The organism is Bacillus sp. FSL K6-6540, from assembly GCF_038007545.1.
Genome location: NZ_JBBOXH010000002.1, coordinates 1,527,428 through 1,554,290 on the forward strand (window position 1 = coordinate 1,527,428; position 26,863 = coordinate 1,554,290).

Sequence of the window (26,863 nt, forward strand, 5' to 3'; positions counted from 1 at the left end):
CGGCTTCTTCTAAGCCGCCGCAGTTTGAAAATTCCCAACATTCGGGTTAGGAGGCCTTCCGTGAATATTGTGAAGAATGAACTTTTATACGAAGGAAAAGCAAAAAAGATCTACAAAACCGATGACGAAAACACGCTGTATGTCGTGTATAAAGACTCCGCCACTGCCTTTAACGGCGAGAAAAAAGCAGAAATCAGCGGGAAAGGGCGCTTAAATAACGAGATTTCAAGCTTGATTTTCAAACATCTTCATACAAAGGGCATTAACAATCACTTTATCGAGCGCATTTCTGAAACAGAACAGCTCATTAAAAAGGTAACGATCGTGCCGCTTGAAGTCGTGGTCAGAAATGTTGTGGCAGGAAGCATGTCCAAACGTCTCGGCATTCCAGAAGGCACGGAGCTTGAGCAGCCGATTATCGAGTTTTACTACAAGGATGACGCGCTGGGTGATCCGCTCATCACAGAAGATCATATTTGGCTTTTGAAGGCGGCGACTCCTGAGCATGTAGAAACCATTAAGTCCATTACAAAAACAGTAAATGAAGAGCTTCAAAGCATCTTCGACGATTGTCATGTCAGATTAATAGATTTCAAGCTTGAATTCGGTTTAGATGCAGAAGGGCAAGTGCTTTTGGCGGATGAAATTTCTCCTGACACATGCCGCTTGTGGGATAAAGACACGAACGAAAAGCTGGATAAAGATTTATTCAGACGCAATCTGGGAAGCTTAACCGACGCATACGAAGAGATTTTCAAAAGACTGGGAGGCATTCATCATGTATAAAGTAAAAGTTTATGTCAGCTTAAAAGAAAGTGTACTAGATCCACAAGGGAGCGCTGTCCAGCATGCCTTGCACAGTATAACTTATAACGAAGTTCAAGATGTGCGCATCGGGAAATACATGGAGCTTACCATTGAAAAATCTGACCGTGATCTTGACGTGCTAGTGAAAGAAATGTGCGAAAAACTTCTTGCGAACACAGTGATAGAAGATTACAGATACGAGGTTGAGGAGGTAGTCGCACAGTGAAATTTGCGGTGATTGTGTTACCCGGCTCCAACTGTGATATCGATATGTATCATGCTGTAAAGGATGAGCTCGGCCATGAAGTGGAATACGTCTGGCATGAGGAAACAAGTCTTGACGGCTTCGACGGCGTGTTAATTCCGGGAGGATTTTCTTACGGCGATTACTTAAGATGCGGTGCCATCGCCCGATTTGCGAATATTATGCCAGCTGTCAAACAAGCAGCGGCTGAAGGAAAACCTGTTCTTGGCGTCTGTAACGGATTCCAGATTTTACAGGAGCTTGGGCTGCTGCCAGGCGCAATGAGACGCAACAAAGATCTGAAGTTCATTTGCCGTCCGGTTGAATTGATTGTTCAGAACGACGAAACATTATTCACAGCTTCCTACGAAAAGGGAGAATCGATTACAATCCCGGTTGCCCATGGTGAAGGGAATTTCTACTGTGATGACGAGACGCTTGCTACATTAAAGGAAAACAATCAAATTGCTTTCACATACGGCTCTAATATTAATGGAAGTGTCAGCGACATTGCCGGTGTCGTGAATGAGAAAGGCAATGTATTAGGCATGATGCCTCACCCTGAGCGCGCGGTCGATGAACTGCTTGGAAGCGCCGACGGTCTTAAATTGTTCCAGTCTATCGTGAAAAATTGGAGGGAAACTCATGTCACTACTGCTTGAACCAAGTAAAGAACAAATAAAAGAAGAGAAACTGTATCAGCAAATGGGTGTCAGTGATGATGAGTTTGCATTGATAGAATCCATTCTTGGAAGATTGCCGAACTACACAGAAATCGGAATTTTTTCTGTCATGTGGTCTGAGCATTGCAGCTATAAAAACTCAAAGCCGATTCTGCGTAAATTCCCGACAAGCGGCGAGCGTGTGCTGCAGGGGCCGGGGGAAGGCGCCGGAATCGTTGATATCGGTGATAACCAAGCGGTTGTGTTCAAAATTGAATCCCATAACCACCCATCAGCTCTCGAGCCTTACCAAGGCGCTGCGACTGGCGTAGGCGGAATTATCCGTGATGTATTCTCAATGGGTGCACGCCCAATCGCTGTATTGAACTCTCTTCGATTTGGTGAACTGACTTCACCACGCGTGAAGTACTTGTTTGAAGAAGTAGTAGCGGGTATCGCCGGATACGGCAACTGTATCGGCATCCCGACAGTGGGCGGAGAAGTGCAGTTTGACAGCAGCTATGAAGGAAATCCGCTCGTCAACGCCATGTGCGTCGGTTTAATCAACCATGAAGACATCAAAAAAGGCCAGGCAAAGGGTGTCGGCAACACAGTAATGTACGTAGGAGCGAAAACAGGGCGTGACGGCATCCACGGCGCTACGTTTGCTTCTGAAGAAATGTCAGACTCGTCTGAAGAAAAGCGTTCTGCTGTCCAAGTCGGCGATCCGTTTATGGAGAAGCTTTTGCTTGAAGCATGTCTGGAAGTCATCCAATGCGACGCCTTAGTCGGCATTCAGGATATGGGAGCTGCCGGTTTAACAAGCTCAAGTGCAGAAATGGCAAGTAAAGCCGGTTCTGGCATTGAAATGAACCTTGACCTGATTCCTCAGCGAGAAACAGGCATGACCGCGTATGAAATGATGCTTTCTGAATCACAAGAACGGATGCTTTTGGTTATTGAGCGCGGACGTGAGCAGGAAATCATCGATATTTTTGACAAGTATGATCTTGAAGCGGTTTCTGTCGGACATGTGACAGATGATAAAATGCTTCGCCTGACACACAAAGGAGAGGTTGTGTGCGAGCTGCCTGTTGATGCCTTGGCAGAAGAAGCACCGGTTTACCATAAGCCTTCTCAAGAGCCTGCTTATTATCGCGAGTTTTTGGAAACGGACGTTCCGGCTCCGCAAATTGAAGATGCGAATGAAACGCTGAAGGCCCTTCTTCAGCAGCCGACGATTGCGAGTAAAGAGTGGGTTTATGATCAGTATGACTACATGGTGCGCACGAATACAGTTGTCGCTCCTGGGTCTGATGCTGGTGTTCTCAGAATCCGCGGAACGAAAAAGGCGCTGGCGATGACGACAGACTGTAACGCGCGTTATCTCTATCTTGATCCTGAAGTCGGAGGGAAAATTGCTGTCGCTGAAGCAGCGCGCAACATCATTTGCTCAGGCGCAGAACCGCTTGCGGTCACAGATAACCTTAACTTCGGAAACCCGGAGAAGCCGGAAATCTTCTGGCAGATCGAAAAAGCGGCAGACGGCATAAGCGAAGCGTGCAATGTTCTCAGCACACCGGTTATCGGCGGTAACGTATCGCTTTATAACGAATCAAACGGCACGGCGATCTATCCGACACCAGTTATCGGCATGGTTGGCTTAATTGAAGATACAGCACACATTACAACACAGCATTTCAAACAAGCGGGAGATCTCGTATATGTGATCGGTGAAACAAAACCAGAGTTTGCCGGAAGCGAGCTGCAAAAAATGACAGAAGGCCGTATTTACGGCAAAGCGCCGCAAATCGATCTTGATGTAGAGCTGTCTCGTCAAAAAGCACTGCTTGACGCGATTAAAAAAGGCTTCGTTCAATCTGCGCATGATGTGTCTGAAGGCGGCTTAGGCGTAGCGATTGCGGAAAGTGTCATGACGACGGAAAACCTTGGCGCTAATGTGACTGTAGAAGGGGAAGCGGCATTATTATTCTCTGAATCTCAATCCCGCTTCGTCGTTTCAGTGAAAAAAGAACATCAAGCTGCGTTTGAAGCAACTGTCAAAGATGCGGTTCATATTGGTGAGGTAACAGCTGACGGAATTCTGGCGATTCAAAACCAAGACGGACAACAAATGATTCATGCGCAAACGAAAGAGCTTGAACGCGTATGGAAAGGAGCTATCCCATGCTTGCTGAAATCAAAGGCTTAAATGAAGAATGCGGCGTTTTTGGGATTTGGGGACATGAAGAAGCCCCGCAGATCACGTATTACGGTCTCCACAGCCTTCAGCACCGAGGACAGGAGGGTGCGGGCATCGTAGCGACTGACGGTGAAAAGCTGACGGCGCACAAAGGCCAAGGGCTGATCACTGAAGTATTTCAAAACGGCGAACTCAGCAAAGTAAAGGGAAAAGGCGCTATCGGGCACGTTCGGTACGCAACGGCTGGAGGCGGCGGATACGAAAATGTTCAGCCGCTCCTCTTCCGTTCCCAAAACAACGGCAGCCTGGCGCTTGCTCATAACGGAAACCTTGTCAACGCCACTCAGCTGAAGCAGCAGCTCGAAAATCAAGGGAGTATTTTTCAAACCTCTTCGGATACAGAGGTTTTGGCTCACCTGATCAAAAGAAGCGGACATTTCACGCTGAAGGACCAAATTAAAAACTCGCTTTCTATGCTGAAAGGCGCCTACGCGTTCCTGATCATGACCGAAACAGAAATGATTGTCGCACTTGATCCAAACGGGCTGAGACCGCTATCCATCGGCATGATGGGCGACGCTTATGTGGTCGCATCAGAAACATGCGCATTTGACGTCGTCGGCGCAACGTACCTTCGCGAGGTAGAGCCGGGAGAAATGCTGATCATTAATGATGAAGGAATGAAATCAGAGCGTTTTTCCATGAATATCAACCGTTCCATTTGCAGCATGGAGTACATTTATTTCTCCAGACCAGACAGCAATATTGACGGTATTAACGTACACAGTGCCCGTAAAAACCTTGGAAAAATGCTGGCTCAGGAATCCGCAGTTGAAGCTGACGTCGTAACCGGGGTTCCGGATTCCAGTATTTCTGCGGCGATCGGCTATGCAGAGGCAACAGGCATTCCGTATGAGCTCGGTTTAATCAAAAACCGCTATGTTGGCAGAACGTTTATTCAGCCGTCCCAGGCTCTGCGTGAGCAAGGCGTCAGAATGAAGCTGTCTGCGGTGCGCGGGGTTGTAGAAGGCAAACGCGTCGTGATGGTGGATGACTCTATCGTACGCGGAACAACTAGCCGCCGGATTGTCACGATGCTTAGAGAAGCGGGTGCGACAGAGGTGCATGTGAAAATCAGTTCACCGCCGATCGCTCATCCGTGCTTTTACGGCATTGATACGTCCACACATGAAGAATTAATCGCGTCTTCGCATTCTGTTGAAGAAATCCGTCAGGAAATCGGAGCCGATACCCTCTCATTTTTGAGTGTGGAAGGGCTGCTGAAAGGCATCGGCAGAAAATACGATGACTCGAATTGCGGACAGTGTCTCGCTTGCTTTACAGGAAAATATCCGACTGAAATTTACCACGATACAGTGCTTCCTCACGTAAAAGAAGCAGTATTAACCAAATAAAACTTGAAAAATGACATAAAGGCAGCGCAGTTCGGCTGCCTTTCTCTTTCTGCCCTCGTTCGGGGAAATATTTTGAAAAGCGCCTTAAAGGAGTGAATAGGATGTCTGAAGCATATAAAAACGCAGGAGTTGACATCGAAGCCGGATATGAAGCTGTAAAACGAATGAAAAAACACGTGGAGCGCACGAAACGGCTTGGCGTTATGGGCAGCCTTGGCGGTTTTGGCGGCATGTTTGACCTGTCTGAGCTTTCTTATCAAAAACCAGTTCTCATTTCGGGAACGGACGGTGTCGGCACAAAATTAAAGCTCGCTTTTTCCATGGATAAGCATGACACGATTGGCGTGGATGCTGTTGCAATGTGTGTCAATGACGTGCTGGCACAAGGTGCAGAGCCGCTGTTTTTCCTCGATTATTTAGCGGTCGGCAAAGCGGACCCAGTGAAAATTGAACAGATTGTACAAGGTGTTGCGGAAGGCTGTGAGCAATCAGGTTCAGCCTTAGTCGGCGGTGAAACGGCTGAAATGCCGGGACTCTATACAGCTGATGAATACGATATTGCCGGTTTCTCAGTCGGAGTGGCAGAAAAGGACGAAATCGTGACTGGAGAAAATATCGAAGAGGGCCATCTGTTGATCGGCCTCAGCTCCAGCGGCCTTCACAGTAACGGCTTTTCCCTTGTCAGAAAAGTGCTTCTGGATGATGCGGAGCTGGACCTCGATACAACATATGAGCCGTTTGAACGCCCGCTTGGCGAGGAATTGCTTGAACCGACAAGGATTTACGTGAAGCCTGTGCTTGCCGCGGTCAAAAGCGGAAAAATCGACGGCATGGCGCACGTGACAGGCGGAGGATTTATTGAAAATATTCCGCGTATGCTTCCGGAAGGCTTAAGTGCGGAAATTGATCATGGCTCATGGCCGATCCCGCCAATTTTTTCTTTCTTGCAAGAGTACGGCAAGCTAAAGGAAGAAGACATGTTCAACGTCTTTAATATGGGTATTGGTTTTGTTTTGGCTGTCAAAGAAGAGCATCTGACAGATGTGATCGGAACGCTTGAAAGCCATGGCGAAAAAGCCTATTTAATCGGGCGTGTGAAAAAAGGTGAAGGCGTCACATTCGGCGGTGCGGCACTTTCATGAAAAAGTTTGCGGTATTTGCATCAGGAAACGGTTCAAACTTCGAAGCCATCGTCACGCGTTTGAAGGAGGAGAACTGGGATGCGTCAGCAGCGCTCCTCGTTTGCGACAAACCGCAGGCGAAAGTCATCGAACGGGCGGAAGCATTCCATATTCCTTCCTTTGCATTTGAGCCCAAGTCTTATGAAAACAAGGCTGCATTTGAACAAGCCATCATTGAACAGCTTCGTCTTCACGAGGTTGAATTGATTGTTCTTGCCGGCTATATGAGGCTGATCGGTGATACGCTCCTTCAAGCATATGGAGGAAAAATCATTAACATTCACCCGTCGCTTCTTCCGGCGTTTCCTGGAATCGACGCAGTCGGACAGGCATACCGGGCGGGTGTGAAGGTGGCTGGAATCACCGTGCATTATGTCGATGAAGGAATGGATACAGGTCCGATCATCGCTCAAAAGGCAATCGAAATTGATGAACATGATACATTGGAAACAATCGAACAGCGGATTCACAAGCTTGAGCATAAATGGTATCCGAGTGTGATTAAACAGCTATTAGGATTAAATAACAGAGGTGAAAAGGCATGACCATTAAACGTGCGTTAATCAGTGTTTCAGATAAAACAAATCTTGTTCCTTTCGTAAAAGAACTGACAGATCTTGGCGTTGAAGTCATCTCCACAGGCGGAACGAAAAAGCTTCTTCAAGAAAACGGTGTGGATGTGATCGGAATTTCTGAAGTGACAGGCTTCCCTGAAATTATGGACGGCCGGTTAAAAACCCTACACCCGAATATTCACGGCGGCCTTCTGGCGGTTCGCGGCAATGAAGAGCATATGGCGCAGATCAATGAACACGGAATTCAGCCGATTGACCTCGTTGTCGTCAACCTCTATCCATTTAAAGAAACGATTTCTAAAGAAGACGTCACGTATGAAGAAGCGATTGAAAATATCGACATCGGCGGACCTGGCATGCTGCGTGCGGCATCAAAGAACCATCAGGATGTCACGGTTATCGTCGATCCGGCCGATTACAGCCCAGTGCTGAATCAAATCAAAGAAGAAGGCAGCGTATCTCTTCAGAAAAAACGCGAGCTCGCGGCAAAGGTATTCCGTCATACTGCGGCATATGATGCACTGATCGCTGACTATCTGACAAATGTTGTCGGTGAAAAAGAACCAGAGCAATTCACTGTGACATTTGAGAAAAAACAATCGCTTCGCTATGGAGAAAACCCGCATCAGGAAGCAACTTTCTATCAAACAGCTCTTCCTGTCAAAGGCTCCATTGCGCAAGCAGAACAGCTTCACGGAAAAGAGCTTTCTTACAACAACATTAAAGACGCGGATGCGGCAGTTCAAATCGTTCGTGAATTCACTGAACCGGCTGCGGTTGCCGTGAAGCATATGAACCCGTGCGGCGTGGGAACAGGAAAAACGATCGCCGAAGCGTTTGACAGAGCGTTTGAAGCGGATAAAACATCTATCTTTGGCGGCATTATCGCGTTGAACCGTGAAGTGGACAAGACAACTGCCGAAGCGCTTCATAACATTTTCTTAGAAATCATCATTGCGCCTTCATTCAGCCAAGAAGCGCTCGACGTCCTGACTGCGAAGAAAAATCTCCGCCTGCTGACGCTTGACGTATCTGCTGCTGTTCAAAAGGAAAAACAGCTGACATCCGTTCAAGGCGGGCTATTGATTCAAGATTTAGATATGCACGGCTTTGATGATGCTGAGATTAGCATTCCGACAAAAAGAGAGCCGAACGAGCAAGAGTGGGAAGACTTGAAGCTTGCTTGGAAAGTCGTGAAGCATGTGAAATCAAATGCGATTGTTCTCGCGAAGGACAACATGACAGTCGGCGTGGGAGCAGGCCAAATGAACCGCGTCGGATCGGCAAAAATCGCAATCGAGCAAGCAGGGGAAAAAGCGAAAGGCAGCGCGCTCGGATCTGATGCATTTTTCCCAATGCCGGATACTGTTGAAGAAGCAGCAAAAGCGGGCGTTACGGCTATCATTCAGCCGGGGGGATCTGTGCGTGACGAGGATTCCATCAAAAAAGCGGATGAATACGGCATTGCCATGGTATTCACCGGCATCAGACACTTCAAACATTAAGGGGATGAAAACGACGTGAATGTATTAATTATCGGTAAAGGCGGAAGAGAACATACACTGGCGTGGAAGGCAGCGCAAAGCAGCCTCGTCGAGAATGTATTTGCAGCTCCTGGAAATGACGGCATGAAAGCTTCCGCACAGCTTGTAAACATTGAGGAAAGCGACCACGCAGGGCTTGTCTCGTTTGCAAAAGAAAACCAGGTCGGCCTAACCATTGTCGGCCCTGAGGTTCCTTTAATTGAAGGCCTGGTGGATGAATTCGAAAAAGCGGGTCTGCGCGTGTTCGGCCCGTCAAAAGCCGCGGCGATCATCGAAGGAAGCAAACAGTTCGCTAAGGATTTAATGAAGAAATACGACATTCCGACCGCAGAATACGACACGTTTACATCCTTTGAAGAGGCGAAGGCATATGTGCAGGAAAAAGGTGCTCCGATTGTGATAAAAGCAGATGGACTTGCAGCTGGAAAAGGCGTTACTGTGGCTATGACAGAGGAAGAAGCAATTGCGTGTCTGCATGACTTTCTTGAAGATGAAAAGTTCGGTGATGCGAGCGCGTCCGTTGTCATTGAAGAATATCTTTCTGGTGAAGAATTTTCTCTGATGGCCTTTGTCAAAGGGGAAAAGGTGTATCCAATGGTGATTGCCCAAGATCACAAGCGTGCGTTTGACGGAGACAAAGGCCCGAATACGGGCGGAATGGGCGCTTACTCTCCAGTTCCGCAAATTTCGGAAGAAACGGTCCGCCATGCTGTAGAAACGATCGTTAAGCCGGCCGCAAAAGCAATGGTACAAGAAGGCCGTTCCTTCACTGGCGTTTTGTACGCTGGATTGATGCTTACTGAAAACGGCTCGAAGGTCATTGAATTTAATGCCCGTTTCGGCGATCCGGAAACACAGGTCGTGCTTCCGCGCATGGAATCTGATCTGGTACAGGTGCTTCTTGATCTTTTAGATGATAAGGAAGTTGACTTAAGATGGAAGGATACCGCTGCTGTTAGTGTGGTGCTTGCTTCTGAAGGATATCCGGAAAGCTACGCAAAAGGCACGCCGATCGGCAGCCTTGCTGCGGAAACTGAGCAGGTCGTGGTCTTCCATGCCGGAACGAAAGCAGAAGGCGGAGAGTTCGTTACAAACGGGGGGCGCGTCGCCAATGTGACAGCTTTTGATGAATCGTTTGAAGCGGCTAGAGACCGAGTGTACAAAGCGGTTGATGAAATTTTCAAACCGGGACTCTTTTTCAGAAAAGACATTGGGGCACGCGCTTTAAAGGCTGCTCAAAAATAACTGAGGAAAACCCGCAGATTAGCTGCGGGTTTTTTTGTTATCAAAAAGCGGGATGGCAGCTGGAAGAAGAAAGCACAACGAGTGTGGTTGGTTTTCCATGGGCCATCGAGGCGTCAATAAAATCCTCAAGCGTATGTACCGATTCAGTCACGACCTTTGTCACATAGCTGTACATCCCTGTGATGCGGTGATTTTCTGCTACATCAGGATGCGATGTTGCAAAGGCGGCGTAGTGCTTACAGCTTTTTGGCTCCATGAGAATAAAAGCGGTGACATGCTTGTTTAGTTTTTCGTAACAGATATTCGCGCTGTAGCCGGTAATCACTCCTTTGTCTTCAAGCTTCCTGACACGCTCCGCCGCGCTTGGCGAACTGAGTCCGACAAGCTTTCCCAGCTCAACCATCGTTAATCTGCCGTTTCGCTGCAAATGCGAGAGAATCTGAAGGTCTGTATCGTCCATTTGTCCGGCTCCTTTACATATTTAGGCGAATGAATGAAAATTCCTTTGATAATAAGGCAATGCTGTTGACTTACCTTCATTGTAGCATATGGATGCCGTCTTATTTTTTCTATAATAAAGCCATCAATCAGAGAGGAGGCATCATGTTGCCAGAATTACAGCGCTCTATTACTTGGATACAAGGGACGGCGTTAACGATTGGGGCGGTTTTAGGATGCGGGATATTAATTTTGCCGTCTGTTACCGCGGATACGGCCGGTCCGGCTTCTTTATTTGTCTGAGTATTCATGTCTTTTTTATCTTTTCTTCTCGTCGGCACGCTGGCACGGCTTGTGAAAATTGCGCCTAGTGCGGGAGGAATCACTGCTTATGTGCAGCTGGCCTTTCAGAAAAAAGCCGGGGCTATTTTGGGCTGGATCATGTTAGGGTCCGTTCCGATCGGCGTTCCCATCATCGCTTTGACTGGCGCGCATTACGTCAGTTACGTCACAGAGGCGGCCGATTGGCAGGTTACATCGATTGCTGGTTGTATGCTGGCTATATCTATTTTGCTTCATATGAAAGGGATTCAACTATCAGCAAACATCAGTACACTCGTTATATGTGTCATTGTATTTCTGCTTGTCACTTCTATTGCTGTGTCATTGCCACACGTCACGATAGCAGAATTCAAACCGTTTCTTCCGCATGGCTGGTCTGCCGCGGGATCTGTTTCTGTTATGATTTTTTTCTCTTTTGTAGGCTGGGAAATGATTACCCCATTGGCTGAGGAATTTCATCGCCCTGAAAAAGATGTCCCGCTCAGCTTGTTTTTGGCAGCGTCTTGTGTGGCAGGGCTGTATATCATGCTGTCATTTGTGACGGTGGGGACTCATTCATATGGAGAGAATGGAGAAATTGCATCGCTTGCCATGCTCATCTCAAAAGGAGCAGGGGAAAGCGGTGTATATGTTACGGTATGTTTAGCGCTGTTTATTACATTCGCCACCATCCATGCCAATATTGCTGGTTTTTCAAGAATGGTGTACGCATTGGCGAAAGAGGGGTACATTCCTGTATATTTTGGAAAACTCAGTGCGACAAAACGTACGCCTATTCGCGTTTTGACAGCGATGGCCGCAGTGTTTGGCTTAGTGCTTGCGGCGCATGGTCTGTTTCAAATCGATTTGACGACTCTGTTGAAAGGGCCGAGCGCGGCATTTATCGCATCTTACATATGTACAATGGCGGCAGCACTGAAACTGCTGGGCAGGAGAGATATAGGCTGGTGGATGGCGCTCGGGGCATTTGTCGCGTGCGCGGTGATTTATTCATTCAGCGGCTGGGCACTGCTTTATTCGGCAGTGCTGGCAGCTGCAGGATATTTCTATATGAAAACAAAGGGTGGGCATAAAAAAAAGCTTGATCACGTTTTGTGATCAAGCTTTTCCATTTATCCGTTTTGATGCTCGTTATTTCCAGAATCACTGTGTTGAAACATGTAGGTCACAGGACAGAAGCGCAAGATTCCCGAACCCGCTTTCATGGCCCCCATAAAGATGTAAAAGAGATGCATTCTGCACCAAGGTTTTTTCGTAAACTTTGCACTGGCGGCTGACATAATCGTCAATCCGCAGGCGATTCTGAACACGGCATTGATGAGACTGATGTTTGGCTTCAAGGAAATCCGCTCCTTTTACTTAAAAAAGTTTTTTAACCGAACCTTCAAAAATTTGTAACGTTTTTATCGTGCGTGATGAGGAAGGATGTGATACCATGAGTCTAATACATGTAAAGGAGAGTATGTGAATGTCCGAACGCACCTTTAACTGGAAAAACAAAGACATCAGGGCACAGGTTGATGTTGTAGACTCAAAGCTGCTTCCAACGCTCCTTTTACGGAATGCTCTCGTCTTAAATCCATATGTAAAACAATGGCTGAAAAAAAACATTTGGATTTATCAGGACCGCATTGTTTATGTGGGTCATGAACTTCCGAATAGAGCCGAAGAAATTCATACGATTGATTGTGAAGGAAAATACATTGTGCCAGGTTATATTGAACCGCACGCACATCCTTTTCAAATATATAATCCCCAAACACTGGCGGAATATGTGTCTCAATACGGAACAACGACATTCGTGAATGATAACTTATTTTTGCTTTTGCAAAGCGGAAAAAAGAAAGCGCTTACGATTTTGAATGAACTCAAAAAGCAGCCTGTCCAGTATTTTTGGTGGTCACGCTATGACCTCCAGACCGAGGTTCTGAACGAGGACCACGTCCTTCCATTTGACGTCAGAAAACAGTGGATTGAACATCCGGATGTGATTCAAGGCGGAGAAATGACCGGATGGCCTCGCTTGGTAGATGGTGATGATTTAATGCTCCACTGCATGCAAGCTACAAAGAAACAGCGAAAACGCATTGAAGGGCATTTTCCCGGCGCATCTGATAAAACGCTTACAAAAATGAAGCTGTTCGGTGCGGATTGTGATCATGAAGCGATGACAGGTGATGAAGTGATGAGAAGGCTGGAACTGGGCTATTATGTTTCCCTTCGGAACTCTTCCATTCGCCCCGATGTAAGAAAAATCTTGCAAGAGCTGCATGAGAAGGGCTTCCGTTATTATGACCACTTCTTTTACACGACAGATGGCGCAACCCCGAATTTCTATAAAGGCGGCATGACAAACGAGCTGATTCGCATCGCTTTAGAAGAAGGCGTACCTGCAATCGATGCCTACAATATGGCATCATTTAATATCGCAAAGTATTACCAAATGGATGATTATTTAGGAGTTGTCGGACCGGGTAGACTGGCATCGCTGAACATATTGGAAGATCCGTTAAATCCGAATCCCGTGACTGTTCTGTCAAAAGGGACCATTCTGCGTGAAGACGGCTGTGATTTGAAGGCGTTTACAAAGACGGACTGGCACAAAGGCGGTCTTGTCCCGCTTGAGCTTTCATATGATATGACGATGGATGACTTGCAGTTTTCTATGCCGATGGGCGTGAAAATGCGGAATGCGGTTATTATGGAGCCATATATGATTGAGATCGACAATTCGATGGAACAGCTCTCCTTTGACCATGATGAAAGTTATTTGACGATGCTCGACAGACACGGGAAATGGCGCGTCAATACGATGATAAAAGGGTTTGCCTCAAGCGTGCAGGGATTTGTAAGTTCCTTTACGACGACGGGCGACATTGTCGCGATTGGAAAAAATAAAGCGGATATGCTGCTCGCTTTCGCCCGCATGAAAGAAATTGGAGGAGGAATTGTTCTGGCGGAAAATGGCAGCATTCTGTATGAAATTCCGCTTGCGCTGTGCGGCTGCGCCTCTTCGGAAGCATATGAAGTCGTGCTTGAGAAGGAACAAAAGCTGAGAGATCTTTTGACTGAAAGAGGCTATGAGTTTTGCGATCCTATCTATACGCTGCTCTTTTTGCAAAGTACGCACCTTCCGTATATACGCATTACGCCAAGAGGAATCTTCGACGTCATGAAAAAAACTGTACTCTTTCCATCGATAATGCGTTAAAATATAAAAGAGCAGGGAGCCGACATATGATAAAATGGATGACAGTTTGCGCGCTGTGTTTCGTGTTTTTTCTGCTGGTATCCTGCCAGCAGAAGGATGCTGTCCCGGATACTGCAAAGAAGCTGAAAGCTCCTTTAACGGGGCTAAAGACTGAACAGAAGGTGACTGAACGCCGGCCTGTTGCTGTTGTGGTGAACAATCACCCGAAGGCGAGGCCGCAGTCGGGTCTGTCTAAAGCCGACATTGTCATAGAAGCGCTAGCCGAAGGGCAAATCACAAGATTTCTGGCCATTTTCCAAAGCCAGATGCCTGAAACTGTCGGACCTGTGCGGAGCGCGCGGGAATGTTTCGTCACTCTCAGCAATGGCTTTGACAGCATATTTGTCCATCACGGCTGGAGTCCCGGCGCCAAAGAGCAGCTAGAATCCGGAGCTGCCGATTATATAAACGGATTGGATTTTGACGGAAGCTTATTTTGGAGAGCTGATTTCAGCAAACCGCCCCACAATTCCTATACGTCTTATGATTACATAAAAAAGGCGGCAGAACAAAAGGGTTATAAGCTGAAGCAGGAAACAAATCCGCTGCTGTTTCAAACATCAGATGCAAAACCTGCAAATGAATCTTACAATGTTCGGGTAGATTATGGAACAAAAAACGTTACAAATCTTGTCGAATACAACTATGATAAAAAAGCTGAATCTTATACAAGAAGCTCTGATGGTGTCATAACGACAGACCGGGAAACCGGAAAGCCGGTTGCAATGCAAAATATTTTCATTGTTGAAGCCAGCCATCATATTATTGATCAAGATGGAAGGCGGGACATCGACTTGGAATCAGGAGGAAAAGGTCTGTTGTTTCAGCACGGAAACGTCATTGAAACAGACTGGAAACAAGTGAATGGCAGAATTGTGCCGGTAAAAGACGGCAAGTGGCTTCCGTTTGTGCCAGGAAAGACTTGGATCAATATCGTACCTGATCTTGATGCGGCTTCCATTAGTAAAGGAGAAGGTGTGTAACGATGCAAATCGATAAATTACGCGGCAAAGAGCTGGACCAGTTATTTAACTCGATCTTATCGCTGAAAGACCTGGAGGAATGTTACCGATTCTTCGATGATCTATGCACAATTAACGAAATTCAATCGCTGGCTCAGCGCCTTGAAGTGGCGCGCATGCTTCGCGAAGGAAACACGTATCATAAGATTGAAACAGAAACAGGCGCTTCCACGGCTACGATTTCCCGTGTGAAACGCTGCTTAAATTACGGAAATGACGCTTATGAAATGGCGCTTGACCGTGTGAAGGAGACGGAAACTGAGTCTTCTTCAAAATAACATAGAACCGCCCTGCCGTTCGGCAAGGGCGGTTTCTTTATGAAACAAATTGATGGATCAGGTTGTCGATATCGATGAGACTGCCATCCTCTTTCCGATAGACAACATGCTCCTTGGAAAAATGAATCGGCGAATTGATCCCCGCTGCGGCTGCAAGGTTAAACAGTCCCTCGCGCAGGGAAATAACGTAGTTGCAGACACGATGCTGTTTTTCCTCAACGCTCAGTGCTTTTTGCAATTTCGGATCTGTCGTCGCCACACCTGCCGGACAGGTGTTGGTGTGGCAGACGAGAGCGCGGATGCAGCCAACGGAAAACATCATGCCGCGTGCGATGTTGACAAAGTCAGCGCCGAGGGCTAAGGCGACCGCGATTTTATCAGGAGTCAGGAGCTTTCCGGAAGCAAAGATTTTCAGCTGGCTGCGCAAGCCGTACTGTTTAAGAAGCGTGTCAACAATAGGCAACGCTGTCATAATCGGAAGGCCGACTGTATCCGCGAGCTCGTAAAAGGAAGCTCCGGTACCGCCTTCACTTCCGTCGATCGTGATAAAATCCGGATGCTTTCCGCTTTTCTGCATATGAGAGAAAAGCTCATGCAATTCTTCAGGATGCCCTGCGACCAGTTTGATGCCGACTGGCTTTTGTCCGACATCTCTAAGTTTTTCAATAAAGTCGAGCATTTCAGGAGGGTTTGAGAATTCATAAAAGCGGTTCGGGCTGTCAATCGACTTTCCAGGTTCGACATTCCGAATATCTGCCACTTCCTCTGATACTTTGGCGCCGTCCACATGGCCGCCGCGGGTTTTCGCTCCTTGTGCCAGCTTTAGCTCAAACGCTTTAATTTGGCCAATCCTGCTTTTTCTTTTAAATTCCTCCCACGAAAATTCCCCGTTTCTTTTGCGCACGCCGAATAGGCCCGGTCCGATTTGGCAAATGATATCGGCGCCGCCCTTTAAGTGATACTCAGACAATCCTCCTTCACCTGTATTCATCCAGGTGCCGCCTGCCTGATGGAGCCCTTTTGAGAGCGCCGTAACAGCCCGTTCTCCAAGAGAACCGTAGCTCATGGCGGACTGGCCGACTAAGCCCTTCACATAAAATGGCTTCTCGCATGTATGCTCGCCAATCACCTGTACATCATCAGGATGGAGAAAATACGGGTCTGCCTTGATATGTTCGGCATGCTCCTTGCGTTTGAATAGATTGTCAGCATCCATTTTATAGATTTGGGTTTCAATTTTTGGCGTTTGATTTACGTGCATTTCTTCCCTTTGTTTTGGAAACATAGCGTTACGGATATAATAGCCAGGTTTATCAAAATCTCTTACAGATCCAAAGCCCATCATTCTGCTTTTGTATTTGCCGGAGATGACGGTTTGCTCATATTCCTTTCGTGAAAATGGCTGCTCTTCATTGTCATTGCTGTATAAATACTGTCTGAGCTCCGGCCCGATTTTTTCAAGGATATACCGAAACCTTCCGATGACGGGATAGTTGCGAAGAATTGAGTGCTCCTGCTGTTTTTCATCCTTTATGTAGATCCAGGCAAACAAGACGATCGGGATAGCGATGATCCCAATGATAAATGCGATGAGTGCTATTATGATGGTTTCCATCTCTCAGCCTCCCTTTTTATGTAACCATTTCCACAGTAGAACACTTTCCAAACAATAGCAGAAGGAATCTGGTGAAAAATGTGTGCTCCTGCCGATACAGGACTCACCATGCAGGTACTGCCATATGCTCTCTTTTTTTATGAAAATAGAATCAAAACACCTTTTTCAGTGAATAACGAGATTAACGGCTTTTTCCGTTTTTCCGCGCTATGTGAATTTGTTATAATGTTTAAATGGTAACAAACGAATGGAGGAACGTATGACGTGTACGATGTAACAGAGTGGAAGCATGTCTTTAAACTCGATCCAAATAAAGATTTGCCTGACGAACAGCTGGAGATTCTTTGCGAATCAGGAACGGATGCGGTCATTATCGGAGGCAGTGATGGTGTGACAGAGGATAATGTCCTGCGGATGATGTCTAAGGTAAGACGGTTTTTGGTACCGTGTGTCCTTGAGGTATCAGCGATTGAAGCGATCGTTCCCGGCTTTGACTTATATTTTATTCCGAGTGTATTAAACAGCAAAAACGCGGATTGGATTGTCGGAATGCACCAGAAAGCCATGAAGGAATACGGAGAACTGATGTCTATGGAAGAAATCGTGGCGGAGGGCTACTGCATCGCAAATCCAGATTGCAAAGCCGCGGCACTGACTGAAGCGGACGCCGATCTGAATATGGATGATATTGTCGCCTATGCGCGTGTGTCGGAGCTGCTGCAACTGCCGATTTTTTATTTAGAATACAGCGGCGTGCTTGGAGACATAGAAGCTGTCAAGAAAACGAAGGCTGTATTGGAAACGTCCACCTTGTTTTACGGCGGCGGCATCAAGGATGCGGAAACGGCCAAGCAGTACGCAGAGCATGCGGACGTGATCGTTGTAGGCAATGCTGTGTATGAAGATTTTGACAGGGCTTTGAAAACAGTAGCGGCTGTGAAAGGCGAGTAGTAAATTGTACGGATTTGGTTTATGATAGAACATATGTTTTGTATAGGCGGGTGAACAAATTTTGAATTATATTAGCAATCAATTACTAAGCGGTTTAAACCCCGTTCAGCAGGAAGCAGTCAAAACAACGGCCGGGCCCCTTTTGCTGATGGCGGGAGCGGGAAGCGGAAAGACGCGTGTCCTGACACACAGAATTGCTTATTTAATGGCAGAAAAGCATGTGGCGCCGTGGAACATTCTGGCGATCACATTTACAAATAAAGCGGCACGCGAAATGAAAGAACGTGTAGAAAGCATCCTTGGACCCGGCGCGGACGATATCTGGATTTCCACATTCCACAGTATGTGCGTGCGGATCTTGCGCAGAGATATCGACCGGATTGGGATCAACCGAAATTTCTCCATTCTTGATACGGCGGACCAGCTTTCAGTGATCAAGGGGATTTTGAAGGAGCGCAATCTTGATCCGAAGAAGTTTGACCCGAGAAGCATCCTCGGCACGATCAGCAGTGCAAAAAACGAATTGACCGAACCGGAGGAATTCTCTAAAGTTGCTGGCGGCTACTACGATCAGGTGGTCAGCGATGTATATGCTGATTATCAGAAGAAGCTATTGAAAAACCAGTCGCTCGATTTCGACGATTTAATTATGACGACGATTAAACTGTTTGACAGAGTGCCTGAAGTGCTTGAATTTTATCAGCGCAAATTCCAGTACATCCACGTTGATGAGTATCAGGATACGAACAGGGCGCAATACATGCTCGTTAAGCAGCTTGCCGAGCGTTTCCAGAACCTTTGCGTTGTGGGGGATTCTGATCAGTCAATCTACAGATGGCGCGGCGCGGATATCACCAACATTCTTTCATTTGAAAAAGATTATCCGAATGCAAGCGTGATTTTGCTAGAACAAAACTATCGTTCAACGAAACGGATTTTGCGCGCGGCTAACGAGGTCATTAAAAACAACTCTAACCGCAAACCGAAAAATTTGTGGACGGAAAACGATGAAGGCATCAAGATTTCCTATTATCGCGGTGATAATGAGTTCGGTGAAGGACAGTTTGTGGCCGGCAAAATTCATCAGCTTCACAGCACAGGCAAGCGGAAGCTGTCGGATATCGCCATTTTATACCGGACAAACGCGCAGTCCCGTGTGATTGAGGAAACGCTTCTCAAAGCGGGTTTGAACTATAACATTGTCGGCGGCACAAAGTTCTATGACAGAAAAGAAATTAAAGACATTCTTGCGTACCTGCGCCTCGTATCCAATCCGGATGACGATATCAGTTTCACGCGCATTGTCAATGTGCCGAAGCGCGGAGTCGGCGCGACATCACTTGAAAAAATCGCTTCGTATGCGGCCATAAACGGCTTGTCCTTTTTCCAAGCGATTCAGCAGGTTGATTTTATCGGCGTCAGTGCCAAAGCGGCAAACGCGCTTGACAGCTTTAGACAGATGATTGAAAACCTGACAAATATGCAGGATTACTTATCCATTACAGAGCTGACAGAAGAAATTCTTGATAAGACGGAATACAGAGAAATGCTGAAGGCTGAGAAATCGATCGAAGCCCAAAGCCGTTTAGAAAATATCGACGAGTTCCTGTCTGTTACGAAAAACTTTGAACAGAAAAGTGAAGACAAGACACTCGTTGCGTTCCTGACAGACTTGGCGTTAATCGCAGATATTGATCAGCTCGATCAGAAGGAGGAAGAGTCAGGCGGCAAGGATGCGATCACCCTGATGACACTGCACGCCGCGAAAGGACTGGAGTTCCCGGTTGTTTTCTTGATGGGGCTTGAAGAAGGCGTCTTCCCGCATAGCCGTTCACTCATGGAGGAAGCGGAAATGGAAGAAGAACGCCGCCTTGCGTACGTTGGGATTACAAGGGCTGAACAGGAGCTTTATCTGACCAATGCTAAAATGCGCACCTTGTTTGGCCGGACAAATATGAACCCGGAATCTCGCTTCATTGCTGAAATACCGGATGATTTATTGGAAAACCTAAATGAGAAAAAAGAAACGAGAGCGACGTCTGCGAGAAAAATGCAGCCGAGACGCGGCCCTGTTTCACGCCCCGTATCCTACGCCAGCAAAACAGGCGGCGACACCTTAAACTGGGCAGTCGGAGATAAGGCGGGCCATAAAAAATGGGGAACAGGAACTGTCGTCAGCGTGAAAGGCGAAGGAGAAGGGACGGAGCTCGATATTGCCTTCCCGAGCCCTGTTGGCGTGAAACGCCTGTTAGCAGCATTTGCTCCTATTGAAAAGCAGTAATCGAAGAGGAAAGGAAGAAGCAGATGGACAAAGAAACAGCGAAGCAGCGGGCAGAAGAACTGCGCCGCACCATCAACAAGTATAGCTATGAATATTACACCCTAGATGAACCGAGCGTCCCTGATGCGGAATATGACAGATTGATGCAGGAGCTGATCGCGATCGAGGAGGAGCATCCAGACCTCAGAACGCCTGACTCTCCTACGCAGCGCGTCGGCGGAGCCGTGCTTGAAGCGTTTCAAAAAGTCACCCACGGCACACCGATGCTCAGTCTGGGCAACGCCTTTAATGCTGATGATCTTCGTGATTTCGACCGCCGTGTGCGCCAAGCCGTCGGCGATGATGTGGCGTATAATGTGGAGCTGAAAATAGACGGTCTTGCTGTTTCTCTCCGTTATGAAGACGGTTATTTTGTCAGAGGGGCCACAAGAGGTGACGGGACGACGGGAGAGGATATCACGGAGAATCTGAAGACGATCCGCAATATCCCCCTTAAAATGAACCGTGAGCTGTCAATCGAAGTGCGCGGCGAGGCGTATATGCCGAAGCGTTCGTTTGAAGCACTCAATGAGGAACGGATTAAAAATGAGGAAGAGCCGTTCGCCAATCCGCGAAATGCCGCGGCGGGATCTCTCAGGCAGCTCGATCCGAAAATTGCAGCGAAACGAAACCTCGATATCTTCGTCTACAGTATAGCGGAGCTTGACGAGATGGGTGTGGAGACGCAAAGCCAAGGGCTTGATTTTCTCGACGAACTCGGATTTAAAACGAATCAGGAACGAAAAAAATGCGGCGACATAGAAGAAGTCATTACGCTAATCGATGAGCTTCAGGCGAAGCGCGCGGACCTGCCGTACGAAATAGACGGCATTGTCATTAAAGTCGATTCCCTCGATCAGCAGGAGGAGCTCGGTTTTACGGCGAAAAGCCCGCGCTGGGCCATCGCGTATAAGTTTCCTGCTGAAGAGGTCGTGACGAAACTTCTCGATATCGAATTAAATGTCGGCAGAACGGGTGTGATCACGCCGACCGCGATTCTTGAGCCGGTAAAAGTTGCCGGCACAACGGTCTCAAGAGCATCCCTTCATAACGAAGATTTAATTAAAGAGAAGGACATTCGGATTTTGGATAAGGTTGTCGTCAAAAAAGCGGGCGATATCATCCCGGAAGTTGTGAATGTCCTCGTTGAACAGCGCACAGGAGAAGAAAAGGAATTCAGTATGCCGACGGAATGTCCTGAATGCGGCAGTGAGCTCGTCCGGATCGAAGGAGAAGTGGCGCTTCGCTGCATTAACCCTGAATGTCCGGCGCAAATCCGGGAAGGGCTGATCCATTTCGTTTCCCGCAATGCCATGAACATTGATGGGCTCGGCGAACGAGTGATCACACAGCTGTTTGAGGAAAACCTTGTCCGCAATGTGGCAGATTTATATAAGCTGACGAAGGAACGAGTCATCCAGCTCGAGCGCATGGGCGAAAAGTCCACTGAAAACCTGATCAGCTCCATCCAAAAATCAAAAGAAAATTCGTTAGAGCGCCTGCTGTTTGGGCTTGGCATCCGTTTTATCGGATCAAAGGCCGCAAAGACGCTTGCCATGCATTTTGAAAGCTTGGAGAACCTGAAAAAAGCCTCTAAAGAGGAACTTCTCGCGGTAGATGAAATCGGTGAAAAAATGGCTGATGCTGTGATCACCTATTTTCATAAAGAAGAAATGCTTGAACTCTTGAATGAACTTCAGGAGCTGGGCGTAAACACGCTCTACAAAGGCCCGAAAAAAGTAAAAGCAGAGGACAGCGACTCTTACTTTGCCGGTAAAACAATTGTTCTGACAGGAAAGCTGGAAGAGCTGTCAAGAAACGAAGCCAAAGCGCAAATCGAAGCGCTGGGCGGAAAGCTGACTGGAAGCGTCAGCAAAAACACAGACTTAGTCATCGCCGGAGAAGCGGCGGGAAGCAAGCTGACAAAAGCACAAGAGCTGAACATTGAAGTGTGGAATGAAGAACAGTTAATGGGAGAGCTAAAGAAATAAGAGGAGTGTTTTCTATTGAAAAAGACGTTGGCATTGGCGGCAACGGCGGCAGTATTAATGCTGTCTGCCTGCTCGTCAGGTTTCGGGGGGGAGAAGGAGGAAGAGATTACGCAAAAGACGGCGAAATCGTCAGAAAAAGCGATTGTCCCGAAATATAATATCTCTGACTCCTATTACAAAATGGTGCTGCCATTTAAGGCAGGCAAAGCGCGCGGCTTAACAACGGAACAGCTGAATACTAGGCTGGACATTGACGAGTTTGAAACAGGGCTGATGCGTCTTGCCCAAGATTCTTTCTCGACTGAAGATTATCTGTTCCAAGAAGGACAATACTTAGATGAGGATACAGTATTAAGCTGGCTGGCACGGAAAAAAACGGGCTCTGATTTGAAAAAAGCCGAAAAAGATGATAAAAACTTCAAAAATGAAGGCTTGAATCCAGCGCTCCCGAGTTCTGGTTCAACAGAAGAAAAGAACGAAAGCAGCCCGATTTATTTAGCATCCATGCTTGAGCACGATTATTTAGTCAGAAAAGACAAGAATTCTATCCAGCTTGGCGGCGTCATGATCGGACTGGCATTAAACTCCGTGTATTACTATCGTGAAAAAACAGGCGATCCGCAAAAAGAAGTGGAGATTAAGGACAGCACGCTTCGCCAGCAGGGAGAAAAAATTGCACAGGAGGTTATTAACCGCCTCCGCAAAAAAGATAACTTGAAGAATGTGCCGATTACCGTCGCGCTCTACAAGCAGGCGTCAAAAACATCGATTGTGCCGGGGAACTTCATCGCCAAAACAGAGGTCAAAGCAGGCTCTACTGATATCTCAAATTGGGATGACATCAATGAAAAATATGTATTCTATCCGGCAGATACAACCACAGCAGAAAAATACCCGGATGACACCGAGGTCTTTAAGCGGTTCAAAAACTCAATTGAAGAATATTTCCCGAACTATACAGGCGTTGTCGGTACAGCGCTGTATGAAAATGATGAAATGAAGAAAATGAAGATTGACATACCAATGCAATTCTACGGAAAAAGTGAAGTTGTCGCGTTTACCCAGTTCTTAACGGGTGAAGTGATGGACTACTACTCTAAGAGCTCAGTTGATGTCGAAGTCAATATCACGTCCTCAGACGGACAGGAAGCGGTCATTATCCGCAATGCCGGAGATAAAGAGCCGACTGTTCACATTTATGACTGATAGAAAACCCTTGTGCCATATTGGCACAAGGGTTTTTATGTTACAATTAACAGGAAAAGGGAAATTATTTTCGCTTCTGCCGAAACACAAATCAAGGGGAGGTATGTTGATGCTGGAAATCGTGTGAAAACAATCATTATCAAATCTATAGCAATGAAAGGATGTTAGACGTGCATAAAGATATCAAAAAAATATTTCATGAAGAGCAGGTTTTGGCAGAAGCTGCAGCGAGATACGGTTTCTCAAAAGATCAGGTGCGTTTTCTGGCTGATGCGGAAAACTATGTATATGAATGTATGAAAGACAATCAACCTTATATTTTAAAGATTACCCATACGATTCGGAGATCTTCTGATTATATAATGGGAGAGATGGAATGGCTCCGTCACCTTGCAATAGGGGGAATTTCAATAGCCAAACCGCTCCCGTCGCTGAACGGAAAAGACGTAGAAGCAGTGCCGGACGGAAACGGCGGGTCATTTTTATTGAGAGTGTATGAGAAAGCTCCGGGGCAAAAAGTGGATGAATCGGACTGGAATGAAACGCTATTTTATGAGCTTGGCAGATACACAGGCAGCATGCACAGCCTGACAAAAAGCTACAAATTGAGCAATCCCGCTTTCAAAAGACAGGAATGGGATGAAGAGGAGCAATTAAAGCTGAGAAAATATGTGCCTGAAGATCAGATAAAGGTGTTTCAGCAAGCCGATTCTTTGATGAATGAACTGCGGAGGCTCCCGAAAAGCCAGGACAACTACGGCTTGGTGCATGCGGATCTGCACCATGGCAATTTTAACTGGGATCATGGCAAAATCACGGCATTTGATTTTGATGATATCGGCTACAACTGGTTTGTTAACGATATTAGCATTCTTCTCTACAATGTCCTGTGGTATCCTGTTGTGCCATATGATGATAAAGCTGCGTTTACAGAAGAATTTATGACGCATTTTATGAAAGGGTACTGGGAGGAAAATGAGCTTGACCCTGCATGGCTGATGATAATACCTGATTTCCTCCGCCTTCGCCATATGCTGATTTACGGATTGCTGCATCAGATGTTTGACCTTAACACAATAGGAGAAGAAGAAAAAGAAATGCTGGCCGGTTTCAGAAGAGATATAGAGAATGGCACGCCGATTACAGCATTTGATTTTTCAGCACTGGTGTAGATAGAAAAAGCCAATGGGATTCCAGTCCCATTGGCTTTTATAATGTATCACACTTCACGCCGACTACGCCTTCAATGGCTTTAATGTCATAGTAGACATCGGTCGTGTATCTGTTTTTATGGACGCGGACCTTCACTTCCATAATTGGAAAATCCTTTTCGCCCAGGTCGTCGATCCGAACGGAGTGTGCTTTGATATCTCTTCTTTTCATTTCTTTTAAAATCTCTGTCATTTTGTCTTTATCAGAAAGCGACATTCTGATGCGGATGTCTTTTTCCTGCAGGCGGTCGGGGCCGATTTTTCTGACCACCCATGGGAGAAACTCCACGCTGATCAGGATGAACAGAAGACTGGCAAACGCTTCTTTATAAAAACCGGCTCCCGTAGCAAGCCCGAGCCCCGCTGCCCCCCAGATCATGGCCGATGTCGTCAGGCCGGAAATGACATCATTGCTTTTTCGCAGGATGACACCGGCGCCGATAAACCCGACGCCGGAGATGATTTGTGCCGGCAGACGAAGCGGATCCATCATGATGCGGTAGTATTTAGGGAAATGATATGCCGCATTAATACTGACGATCGTCAGCATGCATGAGCTGACTGCGATGACAATACAGGTTTTTAATCCGAGCGGCTTATTTTTTAATTCGCGTTCAAGCCCGATGACCATGCCAATCAATGTGGCAATGCCCAATTTCAATAAAATATCAGGATCAATATACCAGCTCAACAGCAAACTTCCCCCTTCTCTATGGTGTTTTTAAATAAATATGATTTTCTCACAGTATTTATAGCAAAACAAGGGCACAAAAGCCACCAAGCTGCGCTTGATGGCTTATTGCTTACTTTTTGCGTTTTAACAGCTTTTCCATGACACCGAATAATCGGTAAGAGGCTTTTGCAGGACGTTTTGTGATCATGCTGACAATGATGCCGGCAATCATACTGAGAATAAACCCAGGGATGATTTCGTACACACCGGTTGATTTTGCCAGGCCGGTTGTAATCCAGATCAACACGGTCGCAGCCCCGACAATCATGGCAGCAAGCGCGCCCCATTCGTTCATTCGCTTCCAATACAGACTGAGCAGAATCGCAGGTCCGAAAGCTGAACCGAAGCCGGCCCAAGCGTATCCGACCAAATCAAGAATGGTGCTGTTCGGGTTCAATGACAAGAGTACCGCGATAACGGCAATGACTAAGACGGACAATCGCCCGATCATGACCAATTCTTTATCAGAAGCTTTTCGTCTGAAAAATGACCGGTATAAATCCTCTGTTACAGCACTTGCTGTGACCAAGAGCTGTGAGGAAATCGAACTCATGATGGCAGCCAAAATAGCTGACAATAAGAACCCTGTAATTAATGGGTGGAACAAGATTTTAGAGAAGATAATGAAAATCATCTCCGGATCTTTTACAGCAACTCCGAATTTATGGGCGTATGCAACACCGATTAAACCCGTCAGCACGGAACCTAGAACTGTAATGATCATCCAGCTCATGCCGATTCGGCGTGCAGGCTTCAAATCTTTAATGTTTTTAATCGCCATAAATCGGACGATGATATGAGGCTGGCCGTAGTAGCCCAAGCCCCAGGCTAAATAGGAAATAATGCTAATGACGCTCGCGCCTTTAAAAATATCCAATAAGTGTGGGTTAACAGCGCCGATTTCATGGAGAGTCGGAGCAACGCCGCCCACGTGGGTAAAAGCAACGATCGGCACAAGCACTAGTGCTGCAAACATGATCGCACCCTGCACGAAGTCAGTCAGACTGACAGCAAGGAAACCGCCAAACAGTGTGTATAATACTACAACTGCGGTGGTCAGAAACAAGCCTAATTTGTAATCCGCACCAAAAGCAGATTCAAACAGCCGTCCGCCAGATACCATACCGGAAGAGGTATACAATGTGAAAAAGATCATGATGATCAATGCAGATACGATTTTCAGCAGTGATGAAGAATGCTGGAATCGTTTATCAAAGAAATCAGGAATCGTAATCGCATCATCCGCCGCTTCTGTATAAGCACGCAGCCTTGGAGCCAGCAGCAAGTAATTTGAGTACGCCCCGATTGTAAGACCTAAAGCAAGCCATAAGGTGGACAGCCCTGTCGCAAACATCGCGCCGGGAACACCCATCAGCATCCATCCGCTCATATCGGCCGCGCCGGCAGACAAAGCAGTAACGAATGGTCCGAGGCCTCTTCCTCCAAGCATGTAATCATTGATGTCAGTGGTTTTCTTGAATGCATACCAGCCGATTAACAGCATGGCAATAAAGTAAATTCCTAAAGATATAATAATTTCAATACTCACGTTTTACCCTCTTTTCATTTCTAATAATGTTGCATCACCTCTCAAATTGATGGTGCCAGTTAAGCAGCCTGGCGTAAGTGC

At 46.8% G+C, this 26,863-nt stretch carries 22 protein-coding genes and 1 pseudogene; 18 read left to right on the forward strand and 5 right to left on the reverse strand.

All coding sequences use genetic code 11. The annotated features are described in order from the left end of the window. Positions 1–60 precede the first annotated feature (60 nt). From purC to purD, 9 genes are all read left to right on the forward strand, one after another. Complete coding sequence (gene purC / locus MHH82_RS40225) at positions 61–786, forward strand: phosphoribosylaminoimidazolesuccinocarboxamide synthase (protein WP_072175447.1); 726 nt, start codon at positions 61–63, stop codon at positions 784–786. Continuing rightward, positions 779–1,033 (forward strand): phosphoribosylformylglycinamidine synthase subunit PurS, encoded by a 255-nt coding sequence (gene purS, locus MHH82_RS40230; RefSeq protein WP_340796855.1) that lies wholly within the window; start codon positions 779–781, stop codon positions 1,031–1,033. Before purC ends, purS begins: the two co-directional genes overlap by 8 nt. Further along, the gene (gene purQ / locus MHH82_RS40235; protein WP_003243954.1) at positions 1,030–1,713 is read left to right on the forward strand and encodes a phosphoribosylformylglycinamidine synthase subunit PurQ; all 684 of its coding nucleotides are present in this window, start codon (positions 1,030–1,032) and stop codon (positions 1,711–1,713) included. Before purS ends, purQ begins: the two co-directional genes overlap by 4 nt. Further along, positions 1,697–3,925 (forward strand): phosphoribosylformylglycinamidine synthase subunit PurL, encoded by a 2,229-nt coding sequence (gene purL / locus MHH82_RS40240; protein ID WP_021481303.1) that lies wholly within the window; start codon positions 1,697–1,699, stop codon positions 3,923–3,925. The genes purQ and purL overlap by 17 nt, the downstream gene beginning before the upstream one ends. Then, the gene (purF, locus tag MHH82_RS40245) at positions 3,901–5,331 is read left to right on the forward strand and encodes an amidophosphoribosyltransferase (protein WP_041851232.1); all 1,431 of its coding nucleotides are present in this window, start codon (positions 3,901–3,903) and stop codon (positions 5,329–5,331) included. The genes purL and purF overlap by 25 nt, the downstream gene beginning before the upstream one ends. 101 nt (positions 5,332–5,432) lie before the next feature. Further along, positions 5,433–6,473 carry a phosphoribosylformylglycinamidine cyclo-ligase gene (purM, locus tag MHH82_RS40250; RefSeq protein WP_003233945.1) on the forward strand — a complete coding sequence of 347 codons (1,041 nt, stop codon included), beginning with the start codon at positions 5,433–5,435 and terminating at the stop codon, positions 6,471–6,473. Next, on the forward strand, positions 6,470–7,057 hold the full coding sequence (gene purN / locus MHH82_RS40255) for a phosphoribosylglycinamide formyltransferase (RefSeq protein WP_032722972.1): 588 nt from the start codon (positions 6,470–6,472) through the stop codon (positions 7,055–7,057). The genes purM and purN overlap by 4 nt, the downstream gene beginning before the upstream one ends. After that, positions 7,054–8,592, forward strand: a complete 1,539-nt coding sequence (purH, locus tag MHH82_RS40260) for a bifunctional phosphoribosylaminoimidazolecarboxamide formyltransferase/IMP cyclohydrolase (protein ID WP_049140794.1) — start codon at positions 7,054–7,056, stop codon at positions 8,590–8,592. The genes purN and purH overlap by 4 nt, the downstream gene beginning before the upstream one ends. Positions 8,593–8,607: 15 nt before the next feature. After that, entirely contained in the window at positions 8,608–9,876 is a 1,269-nt protein-coding gene (gene purD, locus MHH82_RS40265; protein WP_072175448.1) for a phosphoribosylamine--glycine ligase, read from the forward strand. Between the two features lie 40 nt (positions 9,877–9,916). Here the strand turns inward: purD and MHH82_RS40270 are convergent, their stop codons facing one another. Beyond that, the gene (locus MHH82_RS40270) at positions 9,917–10,336 is read right to left on the reverse strand and encodes an Lrp/AsnC family transcriptional regulator (RefSeq protein WP_015252648.1); all 420 of its coding nucleotides are present in this window, start codon (positions 10,334–10,336) and stop codon (positions 9,917–9,919) included. Positions 10,337–10,479: 143 nt separating this feature from the next. Here MHH82_RS40270 and MHH82_RS40275 point away from each other — a divergent pair. Beyond that, positions 10,480–11,754, forward strand: a pseudogene (locus MHH82_RS40275) (APC family permease). 14 nt (positions 11,755–11,768) lie between these two features. On the opposite strand, the gene MHH82_RS40280 reads toward MHH82_RS40275, so the two are convergent. Then, positions 11,769–11,996, reverse strand: a complete 228-nt coding sequence (locus tag MHH82_RS40280) for a YgaP family membrane protein (RefSeq protein ID WP_003233931.1) — start codon at positions 11,994–11,996, stop codon at positions 11,769–11,771. 128 nt (positions 11,997–12,124) lie between these two features. Here MHH82_RS40280 and MHH82_RS40285 point away from each other — a divergent pair, with 128 nt between their 5' ends. From MHH82_RS40285 to MHH82_RS40295, 3 genes are read left to right on the forward strand one after another with little or no spacing between them, the layout of a single operon-like run. Then, positions 12,125–13,867 (forward strand): adenine deaminase, encoded by a 1,743-nt coding sequence (locus MHH82_RS40285; RefSeq protein WP_072175449.1) that lies wholly within the window; start codon positions 12,125–12,127, stop codon positions 13,865–13,867. Between the two features lie 26 nt (positions 13,868–13,893). Then, positions 13,894–14,889: a DUF3048 domain-containing protein gene (locus tag MHH82_RS40290; RefSeq protein WP_072175450.1), complete on the forward strand. Its 996-nt coding sequence runs from the start codon at positions 13,894–13,896 to the stop codon at positions 14,887–14,889. A gap of 2 nt (positions 14,890–14,891) precedes the next feature. After that, positions 14,892–15,206, forward strand: a complete 315-nt coding sequence (locus tag MHH82_RS40295; RefSeq protein ID WP_003219429.1) for a YerC/YecD family TrpR-related protein — start codon at positions 14,892–14,894, stop codon at positions 15,204–15,206. 37 nt (positions 15,207–15,243) lie between these two features. On the opposite strand, the gene MHH82_RS40300 is transcribed toward MHH82_RS40295, so the two are convergent. After that, positions 15,244–16,821: an FMN-binding glutamate synthase family protein gene (locus tag MHH82_RS40300; RefSeq protein ID WP_072175451.1), complete on the reverse strand. Its 1,578-nt coding sequence runs from the start codon at positions 16,819–16,821 to the stop codon at positions 15,244–15,246. Positions 16,822–17,085: 264 nt separating this feature from the next. On the opposite strand from MHH82_RS40300, the gene MHH82_RS40305 reads away from it, so the two are divergent. The 5 genes from MHH82_RS40305 (at position 17,086) to MHH82_RS40325 (ending at position 24,461) form a co-directional block, all read left to right on the forward strand. Then, complete coding sequence (locus tag MHH82_RS40305) at positions 17,086–17,772, forward strand: heptaprenylglyceryl phosphate synthase (protein WP_003233922.1); 687 nt, start codon at positions 17,086–17,088, stop codon at positions 17,770–17,772. 61 nt (positions 17,773–17,833) lie between these two features. After that, complete coding sequence (pcrA, locus tag MHH82_RS40310) at positions 17,834–20,053, forward strand: DNA helicase PcrA (protein WP_072175452.1); 2,220 nt, start codon at positions 17,834–17,836, stop codon at positions 20,051–20,053. Positions 20,054–20,076: 23 nt separating this feature from the next. Next, on the forward strand, positions 20,077–22,083 hold the full coding sequence (gene ligA / locus MHH82_RS40315; protein WP_014479075.1) for an NAD-dependent DNA ligase LigA: 2,007 nt from the start codon (positions 20,077–20,079) through the stop codon (positions 22,081–22,083). A 15-nt stretch (positions 22,084–22,098) separates the two neighbouring features. Next, entirely contained in the window at positions 22,099–23,289 is a 1,191-nt protein-coding gene (locus MHH82_RS40320) for a CamS family sex pheromone protein (protein ID WP_072175453.1), read from the forward strand. Positions 23,290–23,450: 161 nt separating this feature from the next. Further along, complete coding sequence (locus tag MHH82_RS40325) at positions 23,451–24,461, forward strand: phosphotransferase enzyme family protein (RefSeq protein ID WP_072175454.1); 1,011 nt, start codon at positions 23,451–23,453, stop codon at positions 24,459–24,461. 37 nt (positions 24,462–24,498) lie between these two features. Here the strand turns inward: MHH82_RS40325 and MHH82_RS40330 are convergent, their stop codons facing one another. Beyond that, complete coding sequence (locus tag MHH82_RS40330; RefSeq protein WP_010886431.1) at positions 24,499–25,197, reverse strand: MgtC/SapB family protein; 699 nt, start codon at positions 25,195–25,197, stop codon at positions 24,499–24,501. A 106-nt stretch (positions 25,198–25,303) separates the two neighbouring features. Beyond that, positions 25,304–26,782, reverse strand: a complete 1,479-nt coding sequence (gene opuE / locus MHH82_RS40335; RefSeq protein WP_003233905.1) for a proline transporter OpuE — start codon at positions 26,780–26,782, stop codon at positions 25,304–25,306. Positions 26,783–26,863: the final 81 nt, after the last annotated feature.